Origin of the sequence: Bacillus sp. RO1 (assembly GCF_012524115.1) — a bacterium.
In the GTDB taxonomy this organism is placed as follows: Bacteria; Bacillota; Bacilli; order Bacillales; family Bacillaceae_I; genus Sutcliffiella_A.
The window spans coordinates 65007-78523 of sequence record NZ_JAAZWB010000084.1 but is presented as its reverse complement, the minus strand read 5'-3'; the positions used below and the strand labels follow the sequence as shown (position 1 = coordinate 78523).

The following is a 13517-nucleotide window of genomic DNA, read 5'->3' as shown; positions in this document are numbered from 1 at the left end:
TCAAATAATAAGCTGCTGAAAATTTAGGAGTATTGTAGATTAATACCTTTACAATCCATAACTTTCTGAGAAGAAAGGTAGTCCATAAACCTGGCTGACTGTTTGAAATAATGACCCACCGTTACATCGGAATATTCTTTGTCTATACAGTGTTGTTTAAAACGATTACTGAACCCTCTATGTCGCTCGCTCACACATGACAAAGAATGCGCTCAAAAATGCACAGATAAAAGTAAGACAAACAATCAAAGAGATTCAGAAACACCAATCGGTTGAGAATGTTTGGCGCTTTAATACAGTTATAATGGGAATCCAAAATTATTATTCAGCAGCTTCACACATCACTGATGATTTAACCGAGCTGAACTATCGTCTTCATAAAGCATTGTTTAATCGTTTAAAAGAATTGAGAAAAGAAGCTACGTTTCAGGACTTTCCAAAATCCTTACAGAAACGGTACAAGGGATATGAGTGTAAGCTCTTCAAAATAAAAGAAATGGTACTTATCCCAATTCATGCCCAACGTTGCAAGGTAAATCTGAACTTCTCTCAAACTATTTGTAACTACACTACCGTAGGTAGGGACAAAATTCATAAAAACTTGCGAGCAATCAATAAACAAACGCTTACTCGTGTGATGAAACAGTTCATACCGAGCCGTTCCATCGAATACAACGATAACCGAATTAGTAGATTTATTGCACAATATGGGAAATGTGCTGTTACAGGGGTTGAATTAGGACTCGATGAATGGCATTGCCACCATAAGACACCGTACCATCTCACCAAAGATGATTCATACGGAAACTTAATGATATTGCATAAATCTGTACATCTCCTTATACATTTGAGAGATTTAGAGAAAATACAAGTGCTTTTAAACTCACTTAAGTTAAATGAAAAGCAACTCATAGAAGTCAATAAATTGCGAAAGCAATGTCTGAACGAAGCAATCTGATTCTCCTTTGCATAATCATAAAAATCTTGAATGAATTGGATTAGTTGGAACGCCGTATGCTGGGAAACTCGCCTGTACGGTGTGAAGTGGGGGAAAAGCTGGAGATAACGTCAAAAGCTTACCTATCACTATAACAACTCATTATATGCGGAGTAGACGTAATACTGTGCAACACAACACTATATTTCTAAAGTGCTTGTGAAAAAATGTTCTAATGCTACCAGCCTCATACTGTAAGAGGGCTTATAAACTTTGTTATAATTAAATATATTTAAAAGCATAAAATTGGGAGGATTTCATGACTAAACAAGAAGGACCACCAAGTACCCCACGGTGGGTAAAAGTCTTTGGGATAATTGTTATTGTTTTAGTTTTATTATTTGTAATTATGAAAGTTACAGGTATCGGTGGAGAACATGGACCCAATCGCCACTTTTCACTTAATGGAGTTGGCAACGATGTTTCGATAATAAAACAAGGTATTATCGAATCGTGATGATGACACCACGCATCCGAAAGTTTGCACTTTTGATACATATCGTTTCTACTCTTGGCTGGATTGGAGCTATTGCTTGTTTTCTTGTTCTTTCTATTGTCGGTTTGAATAGTGAGAATGAACAGGTGGTTAGAGCATCTTACCTATCGCTGGAATTAATTACGTTGCTTGTCATTGTTCCGTTGAGTATATTCTCTTTGTTAAGCGGTCTCATTCAATCGTTAGGCACAAAGTGGGGATTGTTCCGTCATTATTGGGTTTTAATAAAATTATTGTTAACGCTGGTTGCAACTATCGTCTTGTACTTACAACTGGAGCCAATTAGTTATATTGCAAATGTAGCAGCAGAGACGATATTATTCAGCACCGACCTCCGTGAGTTAAGACTGTCCCTTGTTATACACGCTGTTGGTGGATTATTGGTATTACTTGTGGTCACAGGGTTATCGGTATACAAACCTCGTGGAATGACTCACTATGGTTGGCGAAAGCAGAACATAGTAAGAATGGATAAGTAGGTAAAGAAAACTCAATTACAATTATCATGTTTATAAGGTTAGAAATTCATTTAAAACAACAAAGAATCCAAAACCAAAACAACAGGAACAGTCATAGATGTGGTTGTTCTTGTTTAATTTATTCAACTATTCTGCTCCTTATCTACAGGATAGTGGAATACATTAAAGAGACTTTAGAATATAGATTTCCAAAAACACCTCGATACTCAGGAAATACCTGATCCAATAGAATTTGTGATTGTAATTTTGTTTGAGATGAAACACTTACAATTGCTTCCTGCTGTCTGGTGAGGTTTCTCAGTTTTAATAACTGATTTCCTCTTTTTCTATGAGGCTTCTCAGTTTTAATAACTGATTTCCTCTTTTTCTATGAGGCTTCAACTCTTCAGTGTAGAATAGCTCGCAAAGTTGATACGCATCTACAGTTCCCCCCATAATATACACATAGTCTTGTTCATCTAAAAAATGGACAGCGATCGTTTTATATGGGCCAGATGGTTGATGAACGCATGGCTATAAGATTTTGTAAGTATCAAGATTGTGAAAATTCCACCGAAACTGAGGGCATGTTTAAGAAGGAATCTATACTATTTAGTTGAAATAGTAATACTGGAGTTTGCTTTGTTTTATTCTCAGAAGTGAAGTGTTTTATCAGTTGTCATATTCTTGAAGTATGGAGGGGTTTCATTGCAAACATTTCAATATAACTGGATGGTCAGAGAAGAATGGTATCGGTGGTGTGAGGAGTTAAGTGAAGAAGATCTTTTACGCAACCGAACTGGCGGTGTAGGTAGTATACTACATACACTCTTCCATATAGTTTATGTAGAATGGAGTTGGATACGCCTTTTACAAGGTAAAACAGACTTTGAGGAGAGTTTCAATGATTATAAGAGCTTGAATCAGGTACGAAAATTGGACGCTGAATTTCGAACGGAAGTGGAGAACTTTGTGAACATCTGGGATGATAGTAGGAAAATCAATTATTTTACGATACCTTACAAGATGGAAGAATTGTAACGGATACCTGGGGTGAGGTTATACGCCATTTCATTGCTCATGAAATTCACCATATAGGACAATTATCAATTTGGGCAAGGGAAGTAGGGAAAAAGCCTGTGTCTGCAAACCTTATTGGACGGGGTCTTTCATCTCATTTGAATAATTAATGTAAAATAGATCATTTGGTATTAACTGGTGTTAGTTTAATAAGAATTAAGTGATTTTATGAATAAGGTCAGATTTTAGTTATTCCATTAAAGGGCGCTTATCCGGAAAAAGGATAAGTGTTTTTTTTATCAAAAAAAAGTGAAGATATTGAACTGAAATTGAGTTTTGAAAGAAATGAAACCTATTTCTAACTAAATCGTCTTAGCATTATACGGCAAATGGGGTGAGAAGCGTGTGAAAAAGATTAGGGATCAAGGTTCTTTAGAAGACAGAGATGCATGGTTGGAGTTTATTATGGATGAGTACGGAGAACGGCTCACAAAGTTAGCTTATAACTATGTGAAGGACTGGAGGTTAGCTGAAGATATTGTTCAGGATGTATTCATAGCGTGCTACAAGAAATATGAAAAAATAGATGAAATTATCTCATTTAAATCGTGGATTTTTCGATTGACTATTAACAAATCAAAGGATGTTTTGAAGAGTTCTGCATTTAGAAAAGTGGTCATTAATTCAAGCCTATTTACTCTTTTTTCATCAAAGGAATTGTCACCAGAAAAGAATCTATTGAAGCGCAACGAGGAAGAATTCCTTTCCTTGAGTGTATTATCTTTGCCTGTTAAGTATCGGGAAATTATTATTCTTTATTATTATGAGGAATGTTCAATTGAAGAAATTAAAGGAATATTAGGTGTGAACCCAAATACGATAAAAACGAGATTGAGCAGAGCCAGGGTAAGGCTGAAAAAAATGATGGAGAGGTGGGGATATGATGGAGAACAAGCTTAAACAGTTGCGGAAAGCGATGGATTCAACGACGCACAAAGGTATTCACTTTACGGAATTTAAAAAAAATAATATTAGAAAAGCAATCCTTACAGATGGAAAAGGGAAGCCAAACAGTCCCAATAAATTAGCCGTATTCCTCATTTCCACTTTTGCCATCTGTTTATTAGCCTTCTTCGTTTCAACAGAGTTTTTAATCAGGCAAAATAATGAAAAGATAAATGGCGGTCCAGGTGCTCCTGATATGTGGGAAATACGACATGAATATAAGGAGAATCAGAATATACTATTTAGCATATTCCCTGATCCTGAATTGGAAGCAGGAAAGCCTTATGGATATATCTTTAACTTCGCAGAGCCTTTTAAAACTTATAAAGGAAAAGAACTTTCCATTTCTGCGTTGAATAAGGAAACTGGTGAAAGAGTCCAAGTTTTATCTCCTCAAAAAATAATTGAACCTTCATCTGGGTACTCAAGTTTACAGCGTTTCACGGTTACATTTCAAGTACCCTATGGAGGCATATGGAAGTATCAGGTGTACTTGGATGGCAAAGCCTACGGTGATGTAGCTGTCAGTGTAGATGAAAAAGCAAAAGACGGCTCTATTATTTTACCTGAAGAAATACCAAACTTTGTTGAAGTAAGTAATTTTGAAAAAGTTGATTGGGATAAAAAAGCTGTGACGTTCAATGACAATATTATTGGAAATGAAAATAAATCAGGTGTTATTGGTGCTGATATGCCAAGCATAAACATCAATCAAAAGTGGATGTGGCACCTATGGGGTGTTGAAAACCCCCGAGAAACCGAACTAACGGTCGTTGGTTTTCACAGATATACAGGAACTGTCCATCAAATCATAACAACAGGTTGGACTATAGGTCTTGGAGGAGGGAATAATGGAGCAAATGCACACGCACCTTCAAGCGTGAACATTCCAAAGTCAGGAGAATGGGCAATATTGCTTTATACTGATGGAAAATTATTCGATATATTAGTTTACGAAATAAATGAATAATACGTATTCTTCTTTAACAAAAGTGGGCTTTTCTTTATAGTCTGTGCAAAACAGACTTATACCTTACATTTCAATCTTCAGCAAACGGGTGCGATCCTGTAACAAGGATTAGCGCTCTTTTTTTTTGCGAGGATGAAAAATAACTTATTGTAGGAATTTTTAGAATATGAAATAATTGGTATTAAAACAATATGGCAGCTCTTTGTTGAAAGAGGAGTTTTCCGGAGTGTAAACAGGGAGGGGATTTTTTTGAAATACTACTTTGAAAAAATAACGGATCATGTGTATGGCTTTCTCTTATGGGATGAATCGTGGAATTCCTATAATAACTGTTATTTAGTGATGGGAGATAATGGCTACACACTTATTGATTCTGGTAAAGAGGAGCACTTTGATTACCTAGAAGCCTCCTTGACAGAAATTAATCTAAATAAAGACGAGATTTTCGCATTCATAGCTACGCACGGTCATAAAGACCACATCGGTGGACTTTCCTTTTTAGAAAACATAAAAAGTTATATTCATAGTGAAGATCTCAGCCTGGTGCCGGAAAATCTGAAAACCACTCTTACAGGAACGCTCCCTGATAATGGTGCGGCTATCAACGGGTTGGAGTGTATCCTCCTAGGTCATCATACTCCAGGCTCTGTTGCTCTTTTTCATCAAGAAAGTGGTGTTTTGTTTTGTGGGGACCACCTTTGTTTCTTTGGTGACCCTTTGCCAAATGAAAAAATTGCGGGCAATGGGAAAGAAATGAAGGATAAATATGTAAAGTTCATCTCGGAGTGGGCAAAAAACGAGGAGATGAGAAGTAAGCACCATTTTGAGTTGTTTATGGAAGGACTTAAGAAACTTAGGGAGATTAGGCCAAGTATCCTTTGTACAGGGCATGGGGTTGTGATTAGGGATGATGTGGATTCTTTCTTATCAGACCTCATCCAGGGCAGTTTGTATAGTTAAAGAAATGTATAATTTTCTTGAAATCGAGTCTTCAACAATCGGGCGCCATTCTTGAAGAAGAATAGGTGCTCATTTTGTATTTTAGGACAATTAAATTGAAAAAGGATTAATTAGGTAACGAAGCAGGTTGAAGAAGCAAATATGATAAAATATAAATTCAGTGACTTCTAGGTGGGAGAGGAAATTATGATAATTACGCAACAATGGAATCAAGAAGATAGTGAATACATTCGAAAAAAAGTAATAGAACATAATCTTTCTAAACTACCTGACGATGTAAAACATCCTGTTAAGAATATTAGCTTTATTATAAAGGATGAGGGAGGAAAAATTTTAGGAGGAATAACAGGAACAATTTTTTGGTACACCTTACATATTGATTTCTTATGGGTTGATGAATCGCTGAGGGGTAAAGGGTATGGGAAAGAGTTATTACTAAAGATAGAGGATTTTGCAAGAGAAAATAATTGCAGACTAATTCAGCTTGATACATTTAGCTTCCAAGCACCTAATTTTTATCAAAAGTATGGTTATGAAGTAGTTGGTGTGATAGAAGAACATCCAACTAAAGAAAATCAGCAGTATTATCTTTCAAAGAGAATGATATATTAAGTATCTTAATCAATGAAAGGGCGCGATCCAGGAACAAGGATCAGCGTCCATTTTTATTATGGCCGCAAGAAATATCTAATTGAAGGAATTATTAGAATATGAAATAATTGGTATTAAGTAATAGGGCAGGATTGTGTAAGAAAACATACGAATAACGTAACTTTTGTTTTCTAAAAACGTATAGTTATTAAAGTATATAAAGTGGGGGTAGAGATTTGAAATCTAATTATCATACGGCTCAAAAAGAGGAAGTAGTGACACAAAAAGAAGTGAGTATCAGAAAATTACTGAACATAATAGGTCTTTTTATTTTTTCTGGAATAGCACTTACTAACTTAACAACTCCACTCCCTACAACCGATTACAGCGAAGAATATTTGTATTTTTTGGTCGGAAGTACCATTATTTATTATCTTTTAGTCAATATCTACTACATAGGAAATACAGGTAGAAAGGGTGTCCTTATAACTCTATTTCTATTAGGTTGTTTTAGCATATTTATGGCTTTTTATAATGAAACAAAAAATGAAACGAGCTTAACAGAAAGCATTCCTATTTTCGTAGAGGAAAGTAATTTTGAGATTATCGATTGGGAAAACAAAGCAGTTTTATTTCATGACAATATAATGGGAAATAAAAATAAGTCAGGTGTAATAGGTGCAGATATGCCAAGTTTAGAGCCACAAAAATGGATGTGGCATTTATGGGGGGTTAACGACCCCACTAACACAAAACTTACAGTTGTTGGCTTCCATAAAGAATCACAAACAATTCATCAAATAACAACAAACGGGTGGAGCATTCCACTTGCAGGACCCAATAATGGAGCTGATGCACACGCACCATCAACCGTTAAAATACCGAAGCCTGGTGAATGGGCGATGTTCCTTTATGTTGATAAAGAATTATTCGATATACTGGTTTACGATATTAAAAAGTAAATCGTAAATCTTCAACAATCTAGGAGCTATAATGGAATAACGCCTAACAAAATCTAATGCATATATACCCAGCTCATTAATGAGCTGGTTTATTTTTTACAAACAAAAAGCCCTCGGAACCCGCGAATGAAATTTGGGAAAGAATTGTATTGTAAACTTAAATATAAAACTTTATAATTATAGTATATTACTTCTCTCTTTTTTTATTTAGCAACCTTTTAAGGTTAGCGGGACCTTATATTACATAAACGTATGCATCCTTTGGGGTGATTGATCAACCATTACTGGTTAAACCAATCATTTCTAAGGGTGCTTTTTTGCGTTTAAAAAAACTTTTAGAAAGGGTGTTCATATTGGCACAGACAACACTTGTTGAATTAATTGGAGGAAAGAAAGACGTAGTTGCGGAATACCTGGCAAATCGTCCAGCGTTGCAAGTAATTACTAGACAAAAGCGCATTAAAGCGGAGGTTATTTTTAAGGACGGTGAACGTCGAATTTTCCCTTGTAGGGCTGAAACTAGAGAAAAGGCCGTAGCTGAAGTACTTCACTTTGTGGATTGTATGGAGCGTCAAACTGGTCAATCTGTTATTTGGAGCCTCTTAGGAGAAAAAGAATACTATATTGGTAGTTCACGTCCTGTAAAGAAGAAACAATCTATCGGTTCTAAACTCTTTGATTATTTCTTTGGTTTAGAGGATTAATATTTTCGGTTGTTAATTCGAGAAGAGAGAGTAATAAATATAAATTTTTAGGAGGAATTATTCAATGTCGATTAATAACGTCACCTTAGTAGGTAGAGTCTGTAAAGAGCTCAAACTTTCAGAGACGGGGAATGGGAAGCCAGTTACAAACATGACACTTGCATGTAAACGTGTTGGAGCTAAACCAGATCAATCCGGCAAGGTACCTTCTGATTTTCCTACAGTTGTTATCTGGGGAGAGCAAGCGAAGAATAGTTGTAAATACTTGGCTGAAGGAGATCTTGCTGGTGTAGTAGGAAGAGTGCAAACTCGAACATATGAAGATACTGCAGGTAAGACTCAATTTATTACTGAAATAGTAGCGGAAAAAGTACAATTTCTCGGTAAAAGTAAGAAAAACCTAGAAGCCTCTACTACTAATTCTAATGAGCACCAAGCTAACAGTCACTTTCAACACCAGGAGACTAATAATAACAATAACAGTTGGGGAGGATGGGGAGATTCATCAAATAATGATGATGATTATCCTTTCTAAACCGGAGTACCCAAGAGTATTTGACCTTATGGTTGAATACTCTTTTTATTTTTCTATTCAGAGAGGAGTTCATAGATTATGAGTAATATTGGGAATAAGATACGTGCAGGTTTTTTTGCCTCGCCCCCTAGACAAGGTGAATATTTAAAACAACTACTTAATTTTAAAGGTGATTGTTCTATCTTTGATCCTACTTGTGGGGAAGGTGCTATTTTACAGCAGCTTGCAAGTGGTCAAGAACATCAAATTACTACGTATGGAGTAGAGTTGGATAAACGACGTGCAGAAAAAGCTAATGATGCGTTGGACCACGGTATTCAGGCGCCGATTGAAAGCATGGTCATTAGTAATGATGTGTTCAGTATGGTGTACTGCAACCCACCTTACGACTATGCGATGAAGGGCGAGGGAGATGAAGAAGCGGATAGAAAAGAATATCTGGAGTTAGTTAGGAACACAAGGTACCTTGCACCAGAGGGTATTATGATTTTTGTTATTCCTTCCTACCGCTATTCAGATAAAAAAATCAGCCGCTTTCTTGCTACTCAATTTGATAACGTGGGTATCTTACGATTTTCCGATGAAGACTATGAGGATTTTAAGCAGTGCATCTTTATTGGAAGAAAGAAAAAAGAGAAATTTAAGGAGTATAACGAAAAATTGAACTCTTTTCTACAAAACATGGAGTTTGAGGAATTTGTAATGAAATCTGTTACTCCAATCAACGTAATGGTAGGAAAGAATGTATGGGATATCCCAAGTGGTCCTAATGAGATTCGTACATTTTATTCAAAAATAGAAAATAAGGCGAATTTCGTGGAAGCAATAAAAAATAATAAGGGGTTTCAAGCATTCAAAGAAAGAACAAAGCCTAAGAAGCTTGAAATTGGAGGAAATCCTATCATTAACATTGCTCAAGGACAAATGGCTCTGTTATTAGCTTCTGGAGCGGTTAATGGACTTATTGGTACAGGTGATAAATTACACGCTGTACAAGGTCTTGAGATTGTAAAGAAGGTAAAGACAGAGGATACACAACATTATGAGAGTGGTATGACTAAAATGACTAAAATTCGAACTGTACGGGAAGTTTCAGTTAAGGCAATAACGCCTACTGGACTTATCAAAAAGTTCGTTTGATTTTTTAGTGACATTTTAGTTGGTTACCGAGTGAGAGATGAGCATATGCTTGTCTCTCTTTAAATTTACTAAATTTTAAGGAGTGACCATATTTGAGTCAACTTAGCTTTTTTGATATTAGCCAGGAGAAATTAGCAGAAAATCGTTCTGAAGCTCAGCTGAATAATAAGGTTTCTTATGACGTAGGTGAGACTATTCAGGGGTCCAGAAAGCAACAAGCAGCATTAAAAAGATTATTTTCTGAGAGGAAAACTGAATCACTACTACTTGAGATAGAAAATGAGTCTCCTGTACTTGCTGCAGAATTAATTACGAAGCAAGAACTCTTCTCACAATTTTCTTTACAAGAGGAAAAAGAGAAAGGGACTGAGCCAGAGGTAGCAAGATTAAAACAATTAATTATTAATAGAGTAGATACGTCCCCTAAAGACACTTCTGATTGTAGGCTTATGTATCTCCATGCTGCACAAGAATTGTTAAAACGTTTTAATTCCCTTGTGAGTTGGAATGATGTGCAGAAATTCATTAGTGAAATTGGAACATTAATTAACAACGAGCATTATAGTATGAATGATATTGAGGAGAAAATAGACAGTGTTACTAATACCTTCGCTATAATGGAGGAATCTAGGAATACAAAAGTGCGTACCTATTTCAATTTATGTCGCCGTTTAGCTAGATATAAAGCTGTGAAAGAACATTTGGATAATGTTGGTGAAATGAAAATCTCTATCCTGGGAGACAAATTTACGAATCTCTTTATCAAGCAAACAAGTTTGAACAGCGCTATTAGATCCGCTCAAAAAGCGAATAATTGGGCAGACTTGTTAGATAAAAAAGCAACTGGTTCAAAAAAAGTTGGAAAATCAGCAAACAAACCAGTTTGGGAGCGAGCTTTACCAGACCGACCTGATCGCGTTGATGGTAGATTAAGCACTATAAATAAACCAGAGGAACTAGCATCCTTTTTTGGGTTTCCGGCCATCCAATTTGGTCATTATGTTGAAGATAAAAGTGCCTCTGAACACATATTCCGTTGCTCTGAAGCACTTATGGACTTAGCTGATATTTTAGCTGTCGCTGATACATCAATGTCTTTAAAAAACAGATTGAAGTTATCATTTGGAGCCCGTGGTCGAGGTAAAGCGTTGGCCAGTTACGAAAGAGGGCAGAAGGTTATTAACTTCACTAAGAATAAAGGAACTCTTGGTGTGTTAGCTCATGAGTTTGGGCATAGTCTTGATAATTTCTTGTATGACTTATCCCATGACTTCAAAAACGGGAAATCACACTATTTATCAGAGTTAGATAACTTAGGAGATAATCTTCCACAGCCAGTCATTGATGCAATGAAGGAATTAATGACAGCTATCAAAGAAGGAAACTCTACTGCTTATTTCCTTAATGAAAATCAGCCAGGAGTTAAGCCTAGGGAAACGTTGTCCGTTGGGCGCATTTATAGACAAGCGGATAATTTAGCTCATGCTGTAGAACTATTAAAAGCAGAGCAAGATCAGGAATTAAAAGAAGAGATAGAACTTCTAGAGTACTACAATCCATCTTCGACACAAAAAGAAGTAGAAAAAATAGAGAACAAATACTTTAAGGAGTTTAAAAAGCTTGTTCAAGCCCTTGCTTGGCTAGATCAACAAGTACATGGTAAAAGGCCAGATAAAATTCCTTATCCATCAAATACTTCAACATTCTATCAAAATGCCTTGGCATTAGATGGAGGGAAGGTAAAGTACTGGGCTGCTGATTGTGAACTATTTGCTAGAGCCTTTGAATCATATATAGAAAGCAAGCTCAAGCAAGAAGGTAGAAAATCTGATTACTTGGTTGTCGGTACAACAGATATAAGAGCATATCCTTGTGGCGAAGAGAGAAAAAATATTCATGAGAAGGTTGAAATTCTTATTAAGGAAGTTTCGACCTTACTATAAATACATTTATAGAGAAAACTTCGATCACACGAGGTTTTCTCTTTTTTAAGGAGGATATTATGCGGTTATTATTAAACAAAATCTATTCTGTAAGAGAAAAAGCTAATAAGCCAGGTATTTGGTTGCAATCATTGGTTTGTGAAACAGCGAATCTGAAATACGCGGATCATTTATACATTTTTATGGATGAAGATAAAAATGAAATTACTTTACGAAATTATTCAATAGAGGAGTATGACCATTCTATAAAAGTGAGTGGTAGGAATAACAAAAAGACCGGCTTAAAAAGACCAGTCGTAGATACAGCTGGAGAAAGATATGCAAGTATTTTGAATGTTAAACAGAAAATTGAAGTAAGGGTGTTTCGAGAAGGGGAAAGGAGTGAGATTGTCATTCGCCCGCTCCAATATCATTTAACAGAAACAGTTACCATTCCTAGTACACCTGACCAACGCTTTAGAGTATTGAGTGTGTGTGCTGGTGCAGGAATAGGGACCGAAGCATTGGTATCTACAGGGCTATATTCGTCTGTACAGGAGATTGAAATGGAAGAGGATGCTGCAGAGGTACTAAAATTTAATCATCCTTATTCATACTTGGTAAATGCTGATATGAAGGATGTTCATGAAGTGGTAGAAGCGGATCTAGCGTTCTTGACGATGCCATGCAATGAGCACAGTTCCCTTGGCGATCAGTCTGCAGGAGTCATGAACAATTTAGCAATTGCAGCTGCCAAGATAATAAAGAGTAGCCGAGCTAAAGTTCTCTTCTTTGAGAATGTCCCACAATATTTTAAGAGTGACACTTGGAGACTTCTCAAGGAATTGATTATGGATGAATATCCATATTTCAGCGAAAAACAAATTGAGGCATATGACTTTGGCAGTATAGCCCTCAGGAAAAGAGTATATTGTCTAGCGTTTCGTAACGAAAAGATGTTTGAGGACTTCCAATTTCCTAACGCACCAAAAGTAAAGAGAAAAAAGTTAAAAGACTTCATGGATTCCAAACATGTAACACATGAATGGAAATCTGTTGATGAATGGATGGGAAAGTTTAAAAGTAGAGCATCCTCTTGGAAGGATAGAAGTTTAGAGCGTACTTTTGTTAATAGAGAAGCTAAAAAGATAAATTCTATTCCGAAAAGATACCGCGCCCAATGTGCCTCGTCTAGCTATGTGTTAAGCGAAGATCAGAAAAGTTGGAGATTCCTTACTATTGATGAAATACGTAGGATTTTGGCTGTTCCAGAATCTCTTGTTTTTCCTAGCCATATTCCTATGACTAGGATTGCAGAATTCCTCGGACAATCTGTAGATTGTAGAGTGATCCAAGCAATCGGGAATGTCATAGGCAAAACATTGTATAAATTCGCAACCAGGAGCAGTGATGTTGTTCAAAGTATCAGTAAGAAGGCTGTCCAACCGTTAAGTGAAACGACAAATGGCCAGCTAGAACTAGTCATATAAAATATTTGATGAGGTGAGATAATGGATTTTGATGTTAATACAATGAAAAGATTAGCAGCAGAAGATAAATATATCGAGTTTGTCTTTAATGATTTAAAAAAGCGCAGCTCAGATATACCAGAAAAGGATATTTGGAGAATAGTATTTGATACTAATGTGATTGATGATAACTTATACATGGATACTTATACTAAGTATATTTAAGCAAAGTGATAAATAAAAGGAGCGAAAGCCAATTTAAATGGCTTTCGCTTTTTCTTTTCTCGT

14 protein-coding genes and 1 pseudogene are annotated in these 13517 nt (G+C 36.1%); all 15 read left to right on the top strand.

The window, feature by feature from the left end; translation table 11 throughout:
• Positions 1–196 precede the first annotated feature (196 nt).
• Positions 197–958, top strand: a complete 762-nt coding sequence (locus tag HC179_RS15510) for an HNH endonuclease signature motif containing protein (RefSeq protein ID WP_205825350.1) — start codon at positions 197–199, stop codon at positions 956–958.
• A 298-nt stretch (positions 959–1256) separates the two neighbouring features.
• On the top strand, positions 1257–1454 hold the full coding sequence (locus HC179_RS15505; protein WP_168865123.1) for a hypothetical protein: 198 nt from the start codon (positions 1257–1259) through the stop codon (positions 1452–1454).
• Positions 1454–1972 (top strand): DUF2269 domain-containing protein, encoded by a 519-nt coding sequence (locus HC179_RS15500; RefSeq protein WP_205825355.1) that lies wholly within the window; start codon positions 1454–1456, stop codon positions 1970–1972. Before HC179_RS15505 ends, HC179_RS15500 begins: the two co-directional genes overlap by 1 nt.
• Before the next feature lie 687 nt (positions 1973–2659).
• A pseudogene (locus HC179_RS15495) lies at positions 2660–3141 on the top strand (DinB family protein).
• A gap of 235 nt (positions 3142–3376) precedes the next feature.
• Complete coding sequence (locus HC179_RS15490) at positions 3377–3931, top strand: sigma-70 family RNA polymerase sigma factor (RefSeq protein ID WP_168865121.1); 555 nt, start codon at positions 3377–3379, stop codon at positions 3929–3931.
• Positions 3912–4946 (top strand): hypothetical protein, encoded by a 1035-nt coding sequence (locus HC179_RS15485; protein ID WP_240948551.1) that lies wholly within the window; start codon positions 3912–3914, stop codon positions 4944–4946. The genes HC179_RS15490 and HC179_RS15485 overlap by 20 nt, the downstream gene beginning before the upstream one ends.
• 249 nt (positions 4947–5195) lie before the next feature.
• Positions 5196–5906: an MBL fold metallo-hydrolase gene (locus tag HC179_RS15480; RefSeq protein ID WP_168865120.1), complete on the top strand. Its 711-nt coding sequence runs from the start codon at positions 5196–5198 to the stop codon at positions 5904–5906.
• A gap of 186 nt (positions 5907–6092) precedes the next feature.
• Entirely contained in the window at positions 6093–6518 is a 426-nt protein-coding gene (locus HC179_RS15475; protein WP_168865119.1) for a GNAT family N-acetyltransferase, read from the top strand.
• Positions 6519–6733: 215 nt separating this feature from the next.
• Complete coding sequence (locus HC179_RS21045; protein ID WP_240948550.1) at positions 6734–7459, top strand: hypothetical protein; 726 nt, start codon at positions 6734–6736, stop codon at positions 7457–7459.
• Between the two features lie 353 nt (positions 7460–7812).
• On the top strand, positions 7813–8163 hold the full coding sequence (locus HC179_RS15460; RefSeq protein ID WP_168865118.1) for a DUF6018 family natural product bioysynthesis protein: 351 nt from the start codon (positions 7813–7815) through the stop codon (positions 8161–8163).
• Between the two features lie 64 nt (positions 8164–8227).
• A complete protein-coding gene (locus tag HC179_RS15455) occupies positions 8228–8698 on the top strand; it encodes a single-stranded DNA-binding protein (RefSeq protein WP_168865117.1) in 471 nt (156 codons plus the stop codon).
• Between the two features lie 78 nt (positions 8699–8776).
• On the top strand, positions 8777–9838 hold the full coding sequence (locus HC179_RS15450) for a DUF6094 domain-containing protein (protein ID WP_240948549.1): 1062 nt from the start codon (positions 8777–8779) through the stop codon (positions 9836–9838).
• Between the two features lie 92 nt (positions 9839–9930).
• The gene (locus HC179_RS15445) at positions 9931–11781 is read left to right on the top strand and encodes an LPD1 domain-containing protein (protein ID WP_168865116.1); all 1851 of its coding nucleotides are present in this window, start codon (positions 9931–9933) and stop codon (positions 11779–11781) included.
• 59 nt (positions 11782–11840) lie between these two features.
• Complete coding sequence (locus HC179_RS15440) at positions 11841–13250, top strand: DNA cytosine methyltransferase (protein WP_168865115.1); 1410 nt, start codon at positions 11841–11843, stop codon at positions 13248–13250.
• 21 nt (positions 13251–13271) lie between these two features.
• Positions 13272–13454 (top strand): hypothetical protein, encoded by a 183-nt coding sequence (locus HC179_RS15435; RefSeq protein WP_168865114.1) that lies wholly within the window; start codon positions 13272–13274, stop codon positions 13452–13454.
• Positions 13455–13517 lie beyond the last annotated feature (63 nt).